This window comes from Providencia sp. PROV208, from assembly GCF_028479465.1.
Classification (GTDB): domain Bacteria; phylum Pseudomonadota; class Gammaproteobacteria; order Enterobacterales; family Enterobacteriaceae; genus Providencia; species Providencia alcalifaciens.
Window position 1 is genome coordinate 99,575 of sequence record NZ_JAMPNS010000010.1, and the last position, 19,752, is coordinate 119,326.

Below are 19,752 nucleotides of genomic sequence, written 5' to 3' on the forward strand. Positions count from 1 at the left end.
GTATGGTGAAGGATTATTCACAGTGAGCTAGCTTAATAGCTAGACCGCCTTGTGATGTTTCACGATACTTAGCATTGATATCTTTGCCTGTTTCATACATGGTTTCGATCACTTTATCGAGACACACGCTTGGCGCACTCACACGGCGTAATGCCATACGTGCGGCATTGACAGCCTTAACAGAGGCAATGGCGTTACGTTCAATACACGGTACTTGCACTTGCCCACCGACTGGGTCACAGGTTAAGCCTAAGTTATGTTCCATGGCGATTTCAGCGGCAACACACACTTGCTCTGGGCTGCCCCCCATTAGCTCCGCTAATCCTGCCGCCGCCATAGAGCAAGCAACACCCACTTCACCTTGGCAACCGACTTCAGCGCCAGAGATGGAGGCATTCATTTTATATAATGTACCAATGACGCCGGACACTAAGAAATAGCGGGTATACGAGTTTTCATTAACTGGGCGAATAAACTTATCGTAGTAGGCTAAAACGGCAGGAATGATCCCACAAGCACCGTTTGTCGGCGCAGTAACAACTCGACCGCCTGCCGCGTTCTCTTCATTGACGGCAAGCGCGTACATGTTGATCCAGTCAATAACTGCCATTGGGTCGATATTGTTGTTATCTGAAGTGACTAGCTGGCGACGTAGTGCGGCAGCACGGCGAGGAACACGTAATGGACCGGGTAATAAACCTTCGGTACTCACACCACGTTCAATACCCGACTTCATGACATCCCAAACTGCAGCGAGGTATTCAGAAATCTCTTCTTTACTGTGCAGGGCTAACTCGTTTTGCATCACTAATGCAGATAAAGATAGTCCCGTTTCTTTACAGTGTTTCTGTAAATCAGCCGCATATTTATAAGGATAGGGAACTTGGACTGCATTTTCGGTTTCTTGACCGAAGTGCTCTTCATCAACGATAAAGCCACCGCCAATGGAGTAATAATTCTTGGTATACAGAATATTATCACCCGCAAATGCAGTGATAGTCATTCCGTTTTCATGTAATGGTAGGTTGGTTGAATGGAAATTCATCCCACCTTCAGTTGGGAAATCAACTTCATGTTGACCATTTGCCAGCAACAGTTTGCCTGTTTGCTCAACATTGCGCATAAATGCTGGGATAGCATCAATATCAATCGTATCGGGCAGATTACCCGCTAAACCCATAATAATCGCCATATCAGTGGCGTGGCCTTTACCTGTCAACGATAAAGAACCATAAACATCGACGGAAATACGTGTGGTTTTAGTGAGAAGATTTTGCTGGATGAGGTCATCGACAAACTGCTTACCGGCTTTCATAGGGCCGACAGTGTGTGAGCTGGATGGTCCGATACCGATTTTAAAAATGTCGAATACGCTAATCATATTCTGTCTTCCTATATTGAAGGATCCCCATCAAACTGCCAATTACAGGGTATTTGTTGTCAGTAAGATGATTATAGAAGATCCCTCAATTAACCAGATTGATATAGGTTAATTGAGGGCTTAGATTTACTTAATTATTTGCTAATTTTTTTAATTAGAAGAATAACTTGTAAGTTGCAGCGGAGATTGCGACTAGACCCATGATAACCACGAAAATGTTGCTGAGTTTACCGGAGTATTTACGCATTGCAGGAACTTTGCTGATTGCATACATTGGCATCAAGAACAGCAGGATTGCGATGACTGGACCACCTAAACTTTCAATAATATCCAGTACACCTGGGTTCAGCGTTGCGACTAACCACGTTGTTACCAGCATGAACAGCGCAGTACCACGGTTTAATTTCTTGATATCAACAGTTTTACCTTTCGCACGATACGCACGCTCAACTAAACCATTGAAACCTTCACGAGCACCTAAGTAGTGACCTAAGAATGATTTGATGATAGCGATAAAGGCGATGATAGCTGCTGCGTATTTGATGAACGGCTGATCAAAGTAACCAGACAGATAGTCAAGGATACTGATGTTTTGCGCTTTAGCAGCAGCAAGATCTGCTGATGATAGCGTGAATACACAGCTGATGACGAAGAACATTACAGTCAGAACCATCAGGATGTGCGCAGAAGCCAAAATGCGTGAACATTTTTTCTCAGCCGCTTCATCATACTCTTCACGTTTTGCCACTGAGAATGCAGAGATGATTGGTGAGTGGTTAAACGCGAACACCATCACTGGAATTGTTAGCCAGATAGTGATCCAAATACTTTGTCCGCCGGATGCTTTAGCCGCTTCAGCCACGCTATCTAACGATAAAGTACTCAGAACATCGGAGCTCCAGTGTGGAACCATGTACAGTGAGAATGCAACCAGTACAGCGATGAATGGGAACACCAGCATACTCATGACTTTAACAATGTATTTTTCACCGAATGCCACGATTGCCATGACGCCACCGACTAAAATCAGTGCCAGCAACCAACGTGGTGGGGCGCCAACGCCTAAAAGTTCAGTCAGGAATTTGTTGACGTTGTTAGTGATAGAAACACCATAAACTAACAGAATAGGATAAATTGCAAAGAAATAGAGCAGGGTAATCCAGTTACCTGCTGTACGACCAAAGTGTTCTTCTACAACTTCAGTGATGTCACCGTCTTTCTTTGAACCGGAAAGTACAAAGCGTGTTAAACCACGGTGAGCGAAAAATGTCATTGGGAAAGCAAGTACCAACATCAGTAAGACGGGTATCAGACCACTCATACCTGCGTTGATAGGTAAAAATAAAACGCCAGCACCAATTGCAGTACCGTAAAGACCAAGCATCCATACGGTGTCTGTTTTGCGCCAAGCGGTAGCATTCCCTGTTTGCGAGGCTGTTTTGTTGATGGAACCAACTTTTGTTGTATCCATAATAGTCTCCGAAAATAAAAGTAAAAATAAAAATTGGGTGCCTATATCACTAGGCTCTTAATCTTTTTGTACGATTAATCGACTGTTCCATAAATGTTCATCCAATAAACAATCGGTTAATACACTGTCTAGCCATGAATAATGGTTTAATACGTAACAATCTGATTGGAAATAAAACTCAGATGAATATGAAATTCATTTTCAATCAGTTTTGTAATTTTATAAGTAATTTTTAAAGGTGGATTTTGAGTGTGTGAATCTACATTTTAGCAGAACAAAATGCCGTGATCATTATCTCAAAAGAGAAATATCCCCCATGTTTATCAGGTCACAGTGAATTTTGTAAAATTGTTAATGAAATTTAACTTAGTGCTGGTTTTCATAGATTTTAGGCAATGTTCCTAAAATGATTATTCGACAAATTTATTTATATAAAAATACAAAACATTAAAAGCATTATCATGTTAATAAATTTTTTAACCCTGTTCAGACTACAAACTATCCGTATATCTAGATGGCAATACACGGTTATTAGTCTCGAAATTATGCTCACTAAATTATTCTTACTACATTGATTTTGTTTGGTTTTATTGGTTGGCTTTAATTAATTAATCACGTGATTAATTTTTGTGGCTAATTAATGCCCTTGGGAAATATGTTAATTATTTTGGGAGATTTAAGATTGGTAATTGAATACTTATTTTTCGTCGAAAAAAATAATAAGAAAACGTTACAAGATATTTGTTAATTATTTGTTTTAATATTTATTTGATAAATTCAAATAAATTTAATCATGGAGAAAATAAATAAAAACAAACTTTGATTTAGCTCAATATTTAAAAGCGGGGAAAGTGAAAGGAAAGTACTGACTCCGATAAAAGACCAGTACTTTCAATAATCGATTATGGCTGCATCCATCCTTTACGGATGAGAGCGCTAAAAACAAGGTGATATAGACGAGTTATCGGCTGCTGGATAATGCTGCCGCCCATAACCCAAATTAACTGAGATAAACCGCAAGAAATGGCACCTAAGATAAATGCGCCAACCATGTCTAGCGGCCAATGAACGCCAAGGTAAATACGTGACCATGCGATAACGATAGCGGGAACCATAAAGACAAAACCAACCCATGTTCTTAGCCAAAATAAGAAAGCAAAAACAAAAGTAAAGACGATAGTTCCGTGGTTGCTAGGGAAAGAAGGGGTTGAGTCATGATCTAAGAAATTAGAACCGACCCCCATCACGAATGGGCGATCGTGAGGTGCAAAGTAGCCAATCAGCCAAGAAATTACTAAACCTATGACAATTGCATAAGCCGTTTTACACGCGAAGGCACGTTGGCGAGTCATATTTGGCTGCGCGCCCCAAAACCAACAGGCGACAGTAAATAGAGGGAAAATAAGGATCAGGCGTTTAGCGATCACAGTGGCTAATGCAATCGTACCACTGGCGGACTCAGGCGTTGCGTTGATCAGGTTAAAAAGATCCAGATTTAATTGTTCCAGCACGATCAAAGTACCTCGGACATGTGTTCTCAAGAAGATAGGACATAGCAATGGAATGGGGATAACTCTAGATTGCCCTAGACCTTGCTACTCAAGGTGACAAATTTACTTTTTGTTAAACATTAACTCAATCAATATTTGCTCAATAACAGTGATTTATCAGGGGAAATGTAAAAGCGCTGGGCACAAAAAACCCGATAGCATGAAAGAATCAAATGGCTATCGGGCTCCTCAATATGGGGACATCAAAGAAAAGCAGTGGCACTCATTAAGACTACGAGAAAAGAGGAAAGTTCTCACTATGATCGGAAAATGTGCAATTTTTGATGAAAATATTTTTTCATAGCACAAAAAGAAAAAGTAAAGCCCCAAAAGAGGAATCTCATTTGAGGCTTTATAAAAGAAAGAGCGTTGTAATATTGATTATTTGTACAGGCTCAGATTTTCTTTAGCATATGCTTCGAAATCAGTGCAGCCACCGATGTGTTTCTCATCGATGAAAATTTGAGGCACGGTTTCAACAGTTTTACCCACAGTTTTAGATAAGTCTTCTTTAGAGATACCTTCTGCTTGGATATCAACATAGCGATAGTCGAAGTCGTCACGTTCATTTTTCAGTTTTTCTGCAAGTTCTTTAGCGCGAACACAGTATGGGCAGCCAGGGCGACCAAAAATAACAGTGTACATAATATCTCCTTAAATTTAGAACTCAGATTCTAATGACTAATCAGATACGAAATAATAATGCTCAATACTATGCCAACATCAGCTTAGAAATAAAAGTTGAATTTTCCTTTCATAGCTATAGGCAGCATATATAATTCGCTAATCGTTGTAACAATACTGTCAGTGCAAGGCAATAAAATGAAGGAAAACATCATGGAACAACAGCAAAAACCCACGAAAGAAACGAAGGGAACGATGCGCTCATTAGCGGATATGCCAAAGCCTGTGCTTTTCCTAGAAGGTATTGGAATCATATTATTAGTCACTGTATTACTTGCCACAAATAACTATATTACTCTCCCAGACTGGCTGGCGAGTTCAGGTGCGATCATCTCAATGATACTGGTTGGGATGGGGTGCCTGATCCCTGCGATGATCAACATTATTTGGCGCGCAGTGCATGGACTTACTTTTTTAGGCATTGATAATAAATCGGGCAGCGCGAGCCGTGATCGTCGGCAGTCTAAAAATGATCCAATAGATGATGATAAACCAGACGAAAAGTAGAACTGAGCATGGTTTTACTGGTGTTTAGACTGATGATGTGTGAAAATTATCCGCTTTCTATTTGTTAGAATGAATAGTGTTATTTTTGTTGTGCCGTTATTTTGAGTTGAAGAAGGTTATTGATCATGGACTCCATTTGTTACCCAGATATCTCACAATTACGTGAGTGGCTCGACCAACTCAAAACCTCTTATTTCGAGTGTGATTCTTGTGCTGCGCTGCATCTTCCGCATATGCAAAACATTGATGGAATATTTGATGCGAAACTAGACATTATTAATAATGTCCTCGTGTTATCAGCACTGGCGGAACTTAAGCCAACAGCGATTATTACATTGGTCGCGAATATTAGCCAAATTAATGCCAGCTCGTTAACTGCGAAGGTTTTTCTCGAAATTAATAATGAAAACCTGCCTAAATTAGTCGTCAGCCAATCATTTTCGTTAGGTGCGGGTATGACATACCGCCAATTTAGTCATTTTATTCAAGAAGCGGAAGAGCAAATTTCCAGTATTGTCTTTGAAATCTTCAGTAATAATCTGCTGTATGCTAACCACGATGAGTTTGAAGAAGCCGAAGTGGAAGATGATGAGGTAGAATCTGATTCCGACGATAAACCGTCTGTAATTATTCACTAAATATCCTATGCACTGTGAAAAATATTTGGCAGGAGAATGCCTCTCCTGTCAATGGCTCGAATTATCGCCAGAACAGCAAATTTCCCGCAAACAAAACCATTTGCAATCGTTATTGCCTTCTCTTGATTCGTCCTTATTTTTAACTCCTATAACGGGACCGGCTGAAGCATTTCGCAATAAAGCCAAAATGGTCGTAAGCGGCAGCGTTGAAAAGCCCATTTTGGGGATTATTAATCGTGATGGCGTTGCTGTCAGTTTGACGGAGTGCCCGTTATATCCCGCCGAGTTTTCTCAAGTTTTTTCGAAGTTGATTCCTTTTATTGCTAGAGCCGGTCTAACGCCTTATAACATTGAGCGTAAGCGCGGTGAGCTAAAATATATTTTGCTGACTCAAAGCTGGCATACCAAGCAATTCATGCTGCGCTTTGTTTTGCGCTCCGATAAAAAAATTGCACAGTTACAGAACGCATTGCCTTGGTTACAAGAAAAATTGCCACAATTGGCAGTGATCACCGCCAATATTCAACCTATTCATATGGCTATTTTAGAGGGTGAACAGGAAATTATGTTCACGCAGCAGCATGTGCTGCGGGATGAATTTAACCAAGTTCCTCTATTTATTCGCCCACAAAGTTTTTTCCAAACGAATCCGATTGTGGCATCTCAGCTATATCAAACTGCTCGCGAGTGGGTGAAAGCACTGAATATCACTAGCTTATGGGATCTGTTTTGTGGTGTAGGTGGATTTGGTTTGCATTGCGCGGATAAGACAACAAAATTAACGGGCATTGAAATCAGTGCACCAGCGATTGAGTGTGCTCGCCAATCTGCTCAAGAGCTAGGTTTACAGCATGTTGAGTTTCAAGCGTTAGATTCGACGAATTTTGCGACTAGCCGTGACGATATTCCTGACTTAGTTCTTGTGAATCCACCACGCCGTGGTATTGGTAAGAATTTATGCAATTATTTATCGGATATGCATCCTGAGTATATTCTCTATTCCAGCTGCAATGCTCAAACCATGGCACAAGATTTTGCGTTATTATCAGGGTATGAAGTCTGTAAAGTTCAATTATTTGATATGTTCCCACATACTGCACACTATGAAGTACTGAGCTTATTGAAGCGCAAGTGATTTTAAGCTGGATAGTTATCCAGCTTAACTCGACTATACTAACGTACCTTCTAATGGTGGAAGAGTCTGTGTATCAGGCATACTTATCTTTTTGTGGATGAGTTTTCTGGGAAAACTAGGTTTACCCAAATCTAAAAATTGAATTGAATAATCATCTCCTTTTTCACTTTTGATAAAATTATAGTAATCAGCATTTTCCTTAGTGAAATTATATATGAAATGATCAAAATCTTTTTTATTATTAAAATATTTAATACCTTGATTAGGGTCGAAAAAAGTATATTCATACTTTCCATTTATTTGTTTTGTGATTGTTGCCGCACAAGCGTGTTTTTGACTTAATATTAAATAATAACGTTCTTGATTTGGTATGAACTCATCATTAAGGAAATCAGATAATTGCATTCGGTAAAATGATAACTCTTTATTGCTACGTAGCTCACTGAATATATCGTTTTGCTCTAACCAGTTTTGATGAATAGATGTATTGTAATACAGACATGAATAAGTAAGGATTTTTCCTATATCTTGATTCGTGAACTCTCCATTTTTTATTTTACAATTGTCTTTTATTTTTTGAATTATTTCTTTGAAGTGAACACTCTTGTTTTCTAGTGGGTTATTTTTTTTGGTTTTAAAAAAAAGAAATGATTTTTTATTTGGAAGTGCGTGCCGATATAGTTCATTTGCGATTATGTGAATTTCTTGAAGAGTCTTAATATAAAGTTTACGTTCATCGAGTGAAAACGTTTTATTATGGATATTTTTATTAATTAAAATTTCTATAATTGTATTTAAATGTTCCTTAAATGTGATTTCTCCATGTGTATTCTTGCTTTTAGTTATTGTTTTTATTAATTTTTTTAATCTTACAATGAATGCATCATTTATGTTGAAAGTTTGGGTGTTTATAACAAGGCTACTTAAATTTTCAAAATCTGCTTTCTTTTTCGCTTTTGTTATCAAAGCTTCTTTATTTTCTGGAGAATTTCTATGATGGTTTATACTTAGTATATCTGATGGGATATTATTAAAGGCATCAATAAATTGTTTTTCTTTATTCTTTGCGACTGACTGTAGATAAAGATTAGAAAAGCCAAAGCAATAGCCATTCAGAACATTATGTTGATTGCAAACGTTAAGAATTTTATTTTTAAATTGGTTTGTTTTTTGTTCTTTTAAAAATTTAATAAAATAACCTTGTGAAAAATTAATATTAAAATCATTGGTAATCATTATTTTCTATTCCCTCTGAAATGAATCGACCATAATATAGTATGGTTTTTTTGATAAAACAGAGTCTTTCAAAAAACAATTAGTGTGAAAATAATTAGCTATAAATGATTTTTCGGGCATAAAAAAAGCTTGGTGGATTACCAAGCTTTTTCTATTTTTAATACAACAACACACTACCGCTAACTTCGTTGCTCAAATGTCAGTGCTTTGCGCTCAATCAGACGCATAATTAACGTCAGAATAGCATTCACGACGAGGTAAATAATTCCCGCAGCGACAAATGCCATCACATCCCATGTCTGACCAAATACTTGGCTACTGTAGCCCATAATATCTAGCATCGTAATGGTACTGGCGAGAGAAGTACTTTTGAAAATCAATACCACTTCGTTGGAATAGGATGAGAGTGAACGTTTAAATGCATAGGGGAGAATAATTCGCATGGTTTGCAGTTTATTCATCCCTAATGCTTGGCAAGACTGCCATTGACCCGACGGAATCGCTTTTACCGCACCGTGGAATAGCAATGTGGAATACGCCGCACTATTCAATGCCAGCGCAACCATTGCACATATCCATGGGGTCGAAATAAACTCCCACAACATAGGATAGTCTTGCAGGGATTTAAACTGGCTTGGACCATTATAAATCAAGAAGAATTGGACTAATAACGGCGTTCCGGTAAATAAGGTGATATAGACCTTAACCGCTTGTGAAACGACGGGCGTTTTGAGGGATAAGATCAGCGTAAAGAAGATAGCTAAAATGAAAGCAACGAACAACGCACTGAAGGTCAGTGACAAGCTGGTCGGTAATCCCGGTAAAATTTGCAGAATTAAATCAATCATTTCGCGTCACTCCGTTCAAAACGGGTGGTGCGCAGTTCAATGCGTTTGAGTACCAACTGGCTTAATAGCGTGATGGCGAGGTAAATCAGTCCCACAATGGCGTACCAAGTAAATGGTTCATGGGTGCGGTTTACAATAGTTTTAGTCTGTAGCATTAAGTCATTAACGCTAATTAAGGAGACTAACGCGGTATCTTTGAGTAACACCAACCATTGGTTGCCTAAGCCTGGTAAGGCATGGCGCCACATCTGCGGCATGATATAGCGAAAAAAAATGGTTCTTTTGCTTAATCCAAGTGCCAATCCGGCTTCCCATTGACCATAAGGTACAGCTTTTAATGCACCTCGTAGGGTTTGTGAGGCGTAAGAGGCGTATAACAGCGCAAGGGCAATGACACCACAGAAAAATGGAGTGTAATCAAACTCGCCGCTATCAGCAAAGAAAATGCTCGGATCAATTTGGAAAGTACCTTGCCAGAAACCCAAGTTAATGGCGATACCATCCCCTAACAAATTGATTAGCTGGAGCGTTCCAAAATAGACAAACAGCACCACCAGCAATTCGGGCAAACCACGGATCAGTGTGACCCAGCATGTCCCTAAAAAGGCGAGTGGTTTGAATCGAACGGATTCCCACGCCGTAAATAGCATCGCGAGAACTAATCCAAGAATCAGGGCTGAAACGGCAAGGCCGACGGTAATACCGGCGGCACTTGCTAAAAAGAGAAAGTCATTCATTAATTATATCGACTACTGTTGAAACCATTTTTTATGGATAGCATCGTATGTGCCATCTGCTTTAACTTCAGATAAGGCTTTGTTCATCTTATCTAACAATTCTTTGTTACCTTTACGAACGGCGATACCTAAGCCGATGCCGAAGTATTGTGGGTCTGTCACTTTATCGCCGACTGGCGCTAAGTTTTCATTGCCTTTCGCTTTTAACCACTCATCAGCAACTGCGGTGTCACCGAACACAGCGTTAATACGACCATTTTGCAGATCTAAAATCGCAGATTGGTAGTTATCATAGGGAACAACAGTCATATCTTTATGTTGTTCCATAATATATTTTTGGTGTGTGGTCCCGTTTTGTACCCCAATTTTTTTGCCTTTTAGCTGGTCAACTGCCGTAATTTTATCTTTTACCGCGATAAACTCGGCTGAGTTAGGGTAGTAAGTTTCAGTAAAATCCACTTGTTGTTGACGTTCAGGGGTAATATCGATGCCCGCCATTAACGCTTCAAAACGACGGAATTTCAGGCTTGGGATTAAGCTATCAAAAGATTGGTGTGTGAATGTGCATGTTGCATTCATTTTTGCACACATTGCATTTGCCAGATCCACATCAAAACCAACGATTTGGTTGTTTTTATCAAACATTTCAAACGGGGCATAAGTGGCTTCGGTTGCAAAACGGATCGTCTCTTTTTCCGCCGCAGTCGCAGATAGGGTTACAGCGCCTAATAATGTAGCTAATAATAATTTTTTCATTGCTTAATCCTATATCTATTAGTGGGACAGATAATTTGCAAATGCTGCAGTTTGAGGAGAAGTAAAGTGGCTAGCATCTCCTTGCTCTACAATATGACCGTTTTCCATATAGACCACACGGCTCGCAGTTTTACGGGCAATTTCAACTTCATGGGTCACGATAACTTGTGTGATCCCTGTTGCTGAAAGTTCACGAATAATGTCTACCACTTGGGCGGTGATTTCTGGGTCAAGCGCGGCGGTTGGCTCATCAAATAATAGAACTTGAGGTTCCATCATTAGGGCGCGAGCAATCGCGACACGTTGTTGTTGACCGCCCGATAAATGCAGTGGGTAGCGATTGGCAAATTGAGATAAACGTAAACGCTCTAACAGCTTAGCCGCCTTATCTTGAGCTTGTTGTTTGGTCAATTTCAAGACACGGCACGGCGCTTCGATCAGGTTATCCATGACACTTAAGTGAGGCCATAAATTATATTGCTGGAAAACCATTCCCACATTTTGGCGCAGATCACGAATCGCTTTCGCATCAGGTGCAGTGGAAAAATCAAAGTGATGGTTGGCAATATTTAGCTGACCTGAACGCGGCATCTCTAAAAGATTCAGTACACGCAGTAAAGAACTCTTGCCTGCACCACTGGGCCCAAGTAATACCATTGTCTCACCAGCAGTACACTCTAAGTTAATATCAAAGAGTGCCTGATGGTTGCCGTAGAAACAGTTTATGTTTTTTAATTGAATGCTCATGCTTACCAATAATATCTAAATTAACTATCAGCGATATTAATCCTGTGAGCATATTTATGCAATGTTTTATGCATAAAAATTTGGTTTTTACGCTAAATTTATTCTGGCTTATTGGAGCGATGTTCCGCTATCTGCTCTGTCACAAGCTGTTTGTCCCGTTGAACCGCTAATTCACTAATACGCTTAGCCATGCCTTTAAAGATGAACAAATGCGCTGGCATCATTGCAAACCAATAGAGTAACCCACAGAAGCCCGCAGGGTGCCACCATGCACGAACATCAATTGAGCGTAGGTTTCCACTATCATGAATGGTGAAAGTTAACCGGCCTAAACCTGGCGCTTTCATACCAAAAAGCAAGCTTAGTTGCTTGTTTGGCTCCATATTAATGACTCGCCAGCCATCAACTTCATCACCAACTTGTAAGGTTTCACGATCAGGTCTGCCATATTTAACTTTATTCAGCATCATATCATCCATTATGGCGCGGGTTTTCCAAAGGATGTTGGCGTAAAAATAGCCTTCCTTTCCGCCGATTTGTTGGACGGTATGCCAAAGTGACTCAGTGGATGCGGTTGTGCTGAAGGTGAAGCCGGCTTGTTTAGGGTAGTAGCCGTAACCTGGTCGCCAGCGTTTTCTCACTTCAGGGTCGTAGCCCCAATCCGAGTTATCGATAGCACTGGCTTCTTCTGCTAGCGTTGTTCTTACAGCATCATCAAATGAAATCAGTGTCTGTGGGATCAGCTCTCGAATGAGTTTGTCATCTGCAGGTAAGTCATGTTGCAAACCTTGGATCAGCTCTTTTGCGATAGATGGGGGCACCGATGTGATCAGGCTGATAAAGTGTACGGAAATCATGCTGACAGGAATAGGAATTGGAATTAATAAACGGCGTTTTCCGGAGACTTTAATAAATCGTTTGAAGAGCTCCTGATAGCTTATGTATTCAGGACCACCAGCATCCAAAACTCGGCTTTCAGTCACAGGTAGCTGAGCCAATTGAGTCAGGTAGTATAGGATATTTTCAAGGGCGATAGGGGATGACTTCGAACGAACCCAGCGAGGTGGTGTTAAAATGGCGAGGTTATACACCATATCACGCATTATTTCGAAGGCAGCGGAACCGGACCCAACAATAATGGATGCGCGAATTTCAGTCACGGGAATTCCACTTTCACGCAGGATTTCTCCCGTTAAGCGCCTTGCAATTAAATGCGGTGAATAAGTATGACCGTGTTGCAGTGCACTGAGGTATATCACCTGTTTAACGTTGGAGTTCTGTAATGCGGTTTGCACATTACGAGCTGCCTCACGTTCACGCTCAACGAGGTTAGCTTGATCTGCCATACTGTGAACGAGGAAGTAGACTATATCCACTTCATCCATGATATTTTTTAGGGTTTCGGGTTGATGTAAATCCACATAGATACAACGAGTATCGGACCAACCTTGGGATAGCATCCAGTCTACACGTCGGGCAGCCGCAGTGACTTGATGACCTTCTTCCAATAATTTAGGAATTAAATTTTGCCCAATATAGCCGCTGGCGCCTAGTACTAAAACTCGTGGTTTTCCCGTCATGTTAATTTCCTGTGATACCTAAATTAACGGCTATTGTGACTGAAATTCTACTTATGTAAAGAATGCCATAAGAATTGGCGTAATAAGACTTAAAACGAACCCATGAACGATGGCTGCAGGGACAATTGAAACACCGCCACTGCGTTGCAATACCGGTAAAGTAAAGTCCATCGATGTTGAGCCGCAGATACCTAAAGCGGTTGAGCGATAGCGGTTAATGATCAGCGGGATCAGCATAATCGCCGTTAATTCGCGCAATAAGTCATTAAAGAATGCAGCGCTGCCCATAACAGGACCATAGGCATCGGTAATTAAGATCCCTGTGAGGGAATACCAACCAAATCCAGAGGCAATCGCCAACCCCATTTTGATAGGAAGTCCAAGGAAAAAGGCGGCGGCTGCGCCACCTATAAGGGCGCTGACCCCCATGACTAAGGCGATAGTTGTTCCTCGGCGGTTGATTAAAATTTGTCGAATATGCATTCCGCTATTACGCAGTTGAACCCCGACGAGTAAGAGCAGCAACATGAGGGCGACTTGGCTACCTTTATCCGCATAATGTAGAAATTTAAACCCCGTTAAGCCCACCAGAAAACCCACCAGTAATACACCGCACAGTTGCAAGGATTCAAAGACCATTTTGATGCGAGAAGGGGGTTTTTCTTGCTTGTGTTGCGGGACTTTCCACGGATCAAGTTTATCGAGAAGGATTAATGAGAGTGCATTTAAGCCAAAAATGCAGCCGAAGAAGGTTAGGGCATAAACTAAAATGGACACTAAATGGGCACTGAGGTTTTCAAGCAACGCGAGGGTAATACCCATTAAAAATAAAATCACGTACACCATCGAGTTTAAAGATTGATGAACTCGATGAAGAACATTTTTATTTTTTATAGGTATCAAGTAACCAAGAACCAGAGGTAAAAGAATAATCAGCAAGCCAGAATACATGTCGGTGCCCTTTTTATTTCATTAACTACACATAAATTATATCAATATAAACAAAAGATTATATTTAAACTTTCAGGGGTATTGCTATCGAAACAGTAATAAATTTAGCCTGTGATGCTAAATATCATGTAGGTGACAGATATTTTTCAATGGCTGACTAACTAAAAATAGGAGAAAAATGCTGGAAAATAAAGCATAAACATCCTATATCACCAATTAAATAAGCTCAATACAGGAACATGTATCGTAACGTGTTTTTTTGTACTATTTTGACTCGTCTAGTAATTAGTTAGCTAAATAAGTAAGCTTTTATTTGTGATAGTTCAGGTTGTTTCACGGATTCCTGAATGGTTGGGATGTTACAATCGAACTCAGTTTTGACAGTAAGGGGAGAGATATGTATCTGGAACGTGTGGAAATATATGGATTTAGAGGGATCAATCGGCTTTCTTTAGAGCTTAACAATAATACTGTCTTGATTGGTGAAAACTCGTGGGGTAAATCGAGTCTACTTGATGCCTTGGATATTTTGCTCTCTCCCGATCATCGTGAATACCAGTTTAATGCTAATGATTTTCACCATCCAACAGGGGATGATGAAACGCGTTTTCGTACTTTGCAGATAGTCCTAAAGTTCTGTGAAAGCCGCCCAGGTCGACATCAGTCTTATCGTTTTCAAAATCTAGCCTCTGTCTGGGTTGATAATGGGGACGATCTAAAACATATTTTGTACCGAGTGAGCGCCGAATTAAAAGACGATAATAGTGTTGTAGTGGATAAGTGTTTCCTAAATTCAGGAGGGAACAAGCTATCTCTTGATAATGTCGGAAAGTACATTAAGGAAATTATTCGTTTATATCCCGCGATCCGCTTACGAGATGCCCGCTTTTTAAACACCATTAATCCGAATACGATCCAGGGTGGGGATAACCATTTTCGTGAAAACTTTAATCACCAGATTAAAGAGCTAACCATGGCGTTGGTGAATAACCCTGAACGATTAAGTGATAATGACCTTGAAGATGGCGTGGACGCAATGCAGCAATTGCTGAGCCATTATTTTTCAGGAAAAAGCGGTCATATGGTGAAAGCGGATAATTCAATCATTAGCTTAGAACCTCGGAAACGCGGCTGGCAAGCATTGGATAATATTAACCGGCTGATTGCAAAACCTAATCAACGTAATATTCGCCTAATTATCTTAGGGATGTTTTCATCATTATTGCAATCTAAAGGGAATATCGAGCTCGATAAACATGCTCGCCCAATTATTATTGTGGAAGACCCTGAGACGCGGCTACATCCTATTATGTTATCTATTGCTTGGGGGCTATTTAGCTTATTCTCATTGCAGCGGATCACAACGACCAACTCTGGCGATTTACTTTCTCAGGCGCCAATTGACAGTTTATGTCGCCTTGTGCGTGATACCAATAAGGTATCGGCATATCGTCTTAGCCCCCAAGATTTAAGTGCGGAAGAGCTACGCAAAATATCATTCCATATTCGTTTTAATCGACCATCTGCATTATTTGCCCGTTGTTGGTTATTGGTCGAAGGTGAAACAGAGATTTGGTTAATGAGTGAATTTGCGAGGCAGTGTAATTATTTCTTCGAAACGGAAGGCATTAAAGTCATTGCTTTTGCGCAGAGTGGTTTGAAACCATTATTAAAATTTGCCAATAAAATGGGGATTGAGTGGCATGTATTAACGGATGGGGATGAGGCAGGAAGGAAATATGCCGCAACTGCCACCCATTACGCGAATAAAATTAATTCTTCAGACCGAGACCGTTTAACGATGTTACCTGCACCCGATATGGAGCATTTTCTCTATCGTGAAGGGTTTCAAGGCTTGTACCATGAAATTGCGGAAATCCCTGAAAATGCGAGGGTTTCAACCCGTCGGGTTATCTTAAAAGCGATTGCACGAACCTCGAAGCCCGACTTAGCACTTGCGACAGTGAATCGTGCAGCTGAATTGGGTCCAGACGCAGTGCCATTAGTGTTAAGAAACATGTTCTCTCGCGTTGCATGGCTCGCGCGTGGTAAGGCGTATTGATATAAATTGCAGTTAATCTTAAATCTGTTTAGTGAAGATAGATAATTATTCAGCTATCTTATTTTCAAGGGAGGGGCGGCCCTCTTATTGAAAATAGGAACGTGAGTAATGAAGGCAACATCAAGAAAAAAATGGATTTATGGTATTTTAGCCTTGCTTATGGGGAGCTTGATTGCGTGGTATTTTCTTGGTAATCAGAAACCAGAAAGTTACCAAACGGTTGATGTAACCCGTGGTGATTTAGATAAGCAGGTTCTCGCAACAGGGAAGTTAGATGCTGTGCGGAAAGTTGATGTTGGTGCGCAAGTCAGTGGTCAATTACAAGCGTTATATGTAAAAGAAGGTGATACGGTCAAAAAAGGCGACCTGCTGGCGGTGATTGATCCACAAAAGGCGCAAAATGAGGTCACCGAATCCCAAGAAACCATTCATGAATTAGAGTCGAATTTGGCACTGGCTCAAGCCGAATTAAAATTGGCGCAAGTGACCTATCAGCGTCATTTAAGCTTATCAAAAGTGCAAGCGGTGTCTCGCCAAGAACTGGATAAAGCCAGGACTGACGTCGAGGTGAATAAAGCCAAAGTTGCCACGTATCAGTCACAAATCAAACGGAATCGCGCCTCTTTAGATACGGCAAAAACCAATTTGAAGTATACCCAAATTACTGCACCGATGGATGGCATTGTAACGTTTATCAAAACGTTGCAGGGGCAAACTGTGATTGCAGCTCAAGAAGCACCGACGATTTTGACGTTGGCGGATCTGGATACAATGTTGGTAAAAGCTGAAGTGTCTGAAGCCGATGTTATCTATCTTGAACCAGGGCAAAGTGCGTCTTTTACCGTGTTGGGTGCACCAGATAAAAAATTTGCGGGAAAACTGAAAGATATCCTTCCTACGCCTGAAAAAATCAATGATGCGATTTTTTACTACGCGCGCTTTGAAGTACCAAATCCCCAGCATTTATTAAAGTTGCAAATGACTGCGCAAGTGGTGATTGAACTTGAATCTCATAAAAATGTGTTATTGCTTCCGTTGCTCGCTTTAGGAAATGAAGTTTCTCCACAGGTTTATGAAGTGGAGGTGTTGAATGGCGGTGTACCACAAAAGAGAACCGTTGAAATTGGTAGCCGCAATGATGTCTCCGTTGAGATTATTAAAGGGCTGCAAGAAGGGGATAAAGTCATCACTAATCGCAGTAGTGATACGGAATTGTAATCATGGCAACCTTACTTGAGCTGCATAACATTACACGGCGATACCCTGCGGGTGAGCAGGAAATCACTGTACTAAAAAAGGTTTCGCTGAAAATACATTCAGGGGAGATGGTGGCGATTATCGGAGCATCAGGCTCAGGAAAATCGACGTTGATGAATATCCTTGGGTGTTTAGATAAACCATCCTCAGGCGAGTACTATGTTGCAGGGCAAAATATCGCAGAGTTAGATAATGATCAGCTGGCGCAATTACGTCGTGAACATTTTGGTTTTATTTTTCAACGCTATCATTTGTTAAGCCATTTGAGTGCAGAGCAGAACGTTGAAATTCCTGCTATTTATGCGGGAGCTGGTAAGGCGCAACGACAGGAACGAGCAGAAAAATTGCTGCAACGTTTAGGCTTAGGGGAGCGCGTCAATTATCGTCCTAGCCAGCTGTCTGGAGGGCAACAGCAGCGAGTCAGTATTGCTCGGGCACTCATGAATGGTGGTCAGGTTATTTTAGCGGATGAGCCTACTGGGGCGCTAGATAGCCATTCAGGGGAAGAGGTGATGAAGATTTTAAAAGATCTTTGTGCCCAAGGACACACGGTGATTATCGTCACCCATGACCCAAAAGTAGCGCAACAAGCAGAACGGATTGTTGAAATCAAAGATGGCGAAATCATCAATGATTCTGGTGCGCTTGCGGGAAAAGTCGCTGAATTTCCAGCCAAAGCCGTCATACGGAAAAATCCATTAGGACAGTGGGTTAGCCGATTCAGTGAAGCGCTGCTGATGGCATGGCGAGCGATGGTCGTGAATAAAATGCGCACCTTACTGACCATGTTGGGGATTGTGATTGGTATTGCATCGGTGGTCTCCATTATGGTGATTGGTGATGCGGCTAAAGGGATGGTATTGAATGATATTAAATCGATTGGGACCAATACGATCTCGGTGTATCCCGGCAAAGATTTTGGTAGTGATGACCCTGAAAACCGCCAAGTATTGAAAGCCTCGGACATTTCAGCAATTGCTCAGCAGCCTTATGTACAGTCAGTGACGGGCTCTATTGAAACATCCGCGCGGTTACGTAAAGGTAATTTGGATGCGGTGGCTCGGGTGTCTGGGGTAGGAACCGATTATTTCCAAGTTTATGGAAGCCATTTTTCTGAAGGGATGGGATTCACTCAGGATATGCTAACTCGGCGTGCGCCTGTAGTTGTCATTGATAGAAATACGAAACGACGTTTTTTCCCGAACAAACAGAATGTGGTGGGTGAAACATTACTTATTGGCAATATGCCCGCTACGATTATCGGAGTATTGGGGGAGCAAAAGTCAATTTTTGGCTCCAGTAAAAGTTTAGAGGTGTTTTTACCAGATACCACCATTAACAGTAAGCTCATTAACCGTTCTTACTATGACAGCATTGTGGTGAGAGTAAATGAAGGTGTTGATGCCAAAGTGGCTGAGCAACAACTGGTGCGTTTGCTTACGCTGCGTCATGGTAAGAAGGATATTTTTACTTATAACATTGATACATTGGTTAAAACGGCTGAAAAAACCACACAAACGATGCAGCTCTTTTTAACCCTCGTCGCCGTAATTTCTTTAGTGGTCGGGGGCATTGGTGTGATGAACATTATGTTGGTATCCGTAACGGAAAGAACCCGTGAAATTGGGATTCGGATGGCGGTAGGAGCACGAACTTCGGATGTTATGCAGCAATTTTTAATTGAAGCGGTGTTAGTGTGCCTTATCGGTGGCTTAATGGGGATTGGGTTATCTTATGGCGTGAGCTTAATTGCCCAAATGGCGCTACCAGGTTGGACATTTGAATTTGATCCTATCGCGCTAATCAGTGCATTTGCCTGCTCCACTGCAATTGGGGTTATTTTTGGTTTCCTACCCGCCAAAAACGCGGCCAAATTGAACCCAATTGATGCATTAGCGAGAGAGTGATTTTTTAATTGGCGGTGATGTAAAAAGTTGCTGAGAAAATATCAGCAACTTTTTTCTCATGATATAAGCAATTTTTTGAATGAAAAAATTGGAAAATGGCTGTTTAGGTCGAATATTTTGTGAGATTAAGCGCAATGAAAAGAGAAACTACTCTAAATTGGCGTGTCGAAATTAGAATTATCTATTGGGGATAACTCTTTTTATGAAATTTCTCTAATCAAATGTGGAGTTTTTAACCCATTAATTTACAGCTTATTTTGTTTTTATCTCCTCCTATATCTCCTCTTATTTAAATAACCGATAAT

Annotated in this window: 17 protein-coding genes; 6 read left to right on the top strand and 11 right to left on the bottom strand. The window is 40.8% G+C overall.

The window, feature by feature from the left end:
• Nucleotides 1-13: 13 nt before the first annotated feature.
• From PR766_RS08345 to PR766_RS08360, 4 genes are all read right to left on the bottom strand, one after another.
• Nucleotides 14-1,381 (bottom strand): L-serine ammonia-lyase, encoded by a 1,368-nt coding sequence (locus tag PR766_RS08345; RefSeq protein WP_036974669.1) that lies wholly within the window; start codon nt 1,379-1,381, stop codon nt 14-16.
• 154 nt (nt 1,382-1,535) lie between these two features.
• A complete protein-coding gene (locus PR766_RS08350) occupies nt 1,536-2,852 on the bottom strand; it encodes a serine/threonine transporter (RefSeq protein WP_036979495.1) in 1,317 nt (438 codons plus the stop codon).
• Nucleotides 2,853-3,754: 902 nt separating this feature from the next.
• The gene (ybjG, locus tag PR766_RS08355; protein WP_036974668.1) at nt 3,755-4,363 is read right to left on the bottom strand and encodes an undecaprenyl-diphosphate phosphatase; all 609 of its coding nucleotides are present in this window, start codon (nt 4,361-4,363) and stop codon (nt 3,755-3,757) included.
• A 420-nt stretch (nt 4,364-4,783) separates the two neighbouring features.
• Nucleotides 4,784-5,047, bottom strand: coding sequence for a GrxA family glutaredoxin (locus PR766_RS08360; RefSeq protein ID WP_006657693.1), 264 nt, complete (start codon nt 5,045-5,047; stop codon nt 4,784-4,786).
• A 177-nt stretch (nt 5,048-5,224) separates the two neighbouring features.
• Between PR766_RS08360 and PR766_RS08365 the strand changes: the two genes are divergently transcribed.
• The 3 genes from PR766_RS08365 (at nt 5,225) to rlmC (ending at nt 7,366) form a co-directional block, all read left to right on the top strand.
• Entirely contained in the window at nt 5,225-5,593 is a 369-nt protein-coding gene (locus PR766_RS08365) for a YbjC family protein (RefSeq protein ID WP_224050912.1), read from the top strand.
• 125 nt (nt 5,594-5,718) lie between these two features.
• The gene (locus PR766_RS08370; protein ID WP_006657695.1) at nt 5,719-6,231 is read left to right on the top strand and encodes a YbjN domain-containing protein; all 513 of its coding nucleotides are present in this window, start codon (nt 5,719-5,721) and stop codon (nt 6,229-6,231) included.
• 7 nt (nt 6,232-6,238) lie between these two features.
• The gene (rlmC, locus tag PR766_RS08375) at nt 6,239-7,366 is read left to right on the top strand and encodes a 23S rRNA (uracil(747)-C(5))-methyltransferase RlmC (protein ID WP_154636169.1); all 1,128 of its coding nucleotides are present in this window, start codon (nt 6,239-6,241) and stop codon (nt 7,364-7,366) included.
• A gap of 33 nt (nt 7,367-7,399) precedes the next feature.
• Here rlmC and PR766_RS08380 read toward each other — a convergent pair whose 3' ends face one another.
• The 7 genes from PR766_RS08380 to PR766_RS08410 all read right to left on the bottom strand — a co-directional run bounded on the left by PR766_RS08380 (nt 7,400) and on the right by PR766_RS08410 (nt 14,221).
• Nucleotides 7,400-8,602, bottom strand: coding sequence for a YopT-type cysteine protease domain-containing protein (locus PR766_RS08380; protein WP_154636168.1), 1,203 nt, complete (start codon nt 8,600-8,602; stop codon nt 7,400-7,402).
• Nucleotides 8,603-8,781: 179 nt separating this feature from the next.
• The gene (gene artM / locus PR766_RS08385) at nt 8,782-9,450 is read right to left on the bottom strand and encodes an arginine ABC transporter permease ArtM (RefSeq protein ID WP_154636167.1); all 669 of its coding nucleotides are present in this window, start codon (nt 9,448-9,450) and stop codon (nt 8,782-8,784) included.
• Nucleotides 9,447-10,187 carry an arginine ABC transporter permease ArtQ gene (artQ, locus tag PR766_RS08390; RefSeq protein WP_006657699.1) on the bottom strand — a complete coding sequence of 247 codons (741 nt, stop codon included), beginning with the start codon at nt 10,185-10,187 and terminating at the stop codon, nt 9,447-9,449. The genes artM and artQ overlap by 4 nt, the downstream gene beginning before the upstream one ends.
• 12 nt (nt 10,188-10,199) lie before the next feature.
• Complete coding sequence (gene artJ / locus PR766_RS08395; protein ID WP_006657700.1) at nt 10,200-10,943, bottom strand: arginine ABC transporter substrate-binding protein; 744 nt, start codon at nt 10,941-10,943, stop codon at nt 10,200-10,202.
• Nucleotides 10,944-10,961: 18 nt separating this feature from the next.
• Nucleotides 10,962-11,690, bottom strand: a complete 729-nt coding sequence (gene artP, locus PR766_RS08400; RefSeq protein WP_006657701.1) for an arginine ABC transporter ATP-binding protein ArtP — start codon at nt 11,688-11,690, stop codon at nt 10,962-10,964.
• Nucleotides 11,691-11,788: 98 nt separating this feature from the next.
• Nucleotides 11,789-13,270: a DUF2867 domain-containing protein gene (locus PR766_RS08405; protein ID WP_154636166.1), complete on the bottom strand. Its 1,482-nt coding sequence runs from the start codon at nt 13,268-13,270 to the stop codon at nt 11,789-11,791.
• A 51-nt stretch (nt 13,271-13,321) separates the two neighbouring features.
• Entirely contained in the window at nt 13,322-14,221 is a 900-nt protein-coding gene (locus tag PR766_RS08410) for a lysine exporter LysO family protein (protein ID WP_006657703.1), read from the bottom strand.
• 397 nt (nt 14,222-14,618) lie between these two features.
• On the opposite strand from PR766_RS08410, the gene PR766_RS08415 reads away from it, so the two are divergent.
• The 3 genes from PR766_RS08415 (at nt 14,619) to macB (ending at nt 19,447) form a co-directional block, all read left to right on the top strand.
• Nucleotides 14,619-16,283, top strand: a complete 1,665-nt coding sequence (locus PR766_RS08415) for an ATP-dependent nuclease (protein WP_006657704.1) — start codon at nt 14,619-14,621, stop codon at nt 16,281-16,283.
• A gap of 108 nt (nt 16,284-16,391) precedes the next feature.
• Nucleotides 16,392-17,501 (top strand): macrolide transporter subunit MacA, encoded by a 1,110-nt coding sequence (gene macA, locus PR766_RS08420; protein WP_006662246.1) that lies wholly within the window; start codon nt 16,392-16,394, stop codon nt 17,499-17,501.
• A gap of 2 nt (nt 17,502-17,503) precedes the next feature.
• Entirely contained in the window at nt 17,504-19,447 is a 1,944-nt protein-coding gene (gene macB / locus PR766_RS08425) for a macrolide ABC transporter ATP-binding protein/permease MacB (protein ID WP_154636165.1), read from the top strand.
• Nucleotides 19,448-19,752: the final 305 nt, after the last annotated feature.

Bases quoted from the DNA above. Each gene is read 5' to 3' on its own strand.
- PR766_RS08345 (WP_036974669.1), bottom strand. From the start codon at position 1,381: ATGATTAGCGTATTCGACATTTTTAAAATCGGTATCGGACCATCCAGC.
- PR766_RS08350 (WP_036979495.1), bottom strand. From the start codon at position 2,852: ATGGATACAACAAAAGTTGGTTCCATCAACAAAACAGCCTCGCAAACA.
- PR766_RS08360 (WP_006657693.1), bottom strand. From the start codon at position 5,047: ATGTACACTGTTATTTTTGGTCGCCCTGGCTGCCCATACTGTGTTCGC.
- PR766_RS08365 (WP_224050912.1), top strand. From the start codon at position 5,225: ATGAAGGAAAACATCATGGAACAACAGCAAAAACCCACGAAAGAAACG.
- PR766_RS08370 (WP_006657695.1), top strand. From the start codon at position 5,719: ATGGACTCCATTTGTTACCCAGATATCTCACAATTACGTGAGTGGCTC.
- rlmC (WP_154636169.1), top strand. From the start codon at position 6,239: ATGCACTGTGAAAAATATTTGGCAGGAGAATGCCTCTCCTGTCAATGG.
- PR766_RS08380 (WP_154636168.1), bottom strand. From the start codon at position 8,602: ATGATTACCAATGATTTTAATATTAATTTTTCACAAGGTTATTTTATT.
- artM (WP_154636167.1), bottom strand. From the start codon at position 9,450: ATGATTGATTTAATTCTGCAAATTTTACCGGGATTACCGACCAGCTTG.
- artQ (WP_006657699.1), bottom strand. From the start codon at position 10,187: ATGAATGACTTTCTCTTTTTAGCAAGTGCCGCCGGTATTACCGTCGGC.
- artJ (WP_006657700.1), bottom strand. From the start codon at position 10,943: ATGAAAAAATTATTATTAGCTACATTATTAGGCGCTGTAACCCTATCT.
- artP (WP_006657701.1), bottom strand. From the start codon at position 11,690: ATGAGCATTCAATTAAAAAACATAAACTGTTTCTACGGCAACCATCAG.
- PR766_RS08405 (WP_154636166.1), bottom strand. From the start codon at position 13,270: ATGACGGGAAAACCACGAGTTTTAGTACTAGGCGCCAGCGGCTATATT.
- PR766_RS08410 (WP_006657703.1), bottom strand. From the start codon at position 14,221: ATGTATTCTGGCTTGCTGATTATTCTTTTACCTCTGGTTCTTGGTTAC.
- PR766_RS08415 (WP_006657704.1), top strand. From the start codon at position 14,619: ATGTATCTGGAACGTGTGGAAATATATGGATTTAGAGGGATCAATCGG.
- macA (WP_006662246.1), top strand. From the start codon at position 16,392: ATGAAGGCAACATCAAGAAAAAAATGGATTTATGGTATTTTAGCCTTG.
- macB (WP_154636165.1), top strand. From the start codon at position 17,504: ATGGCAACCTTACTTGAGCTGCATAACATTACACGGCGATACCCTGCG.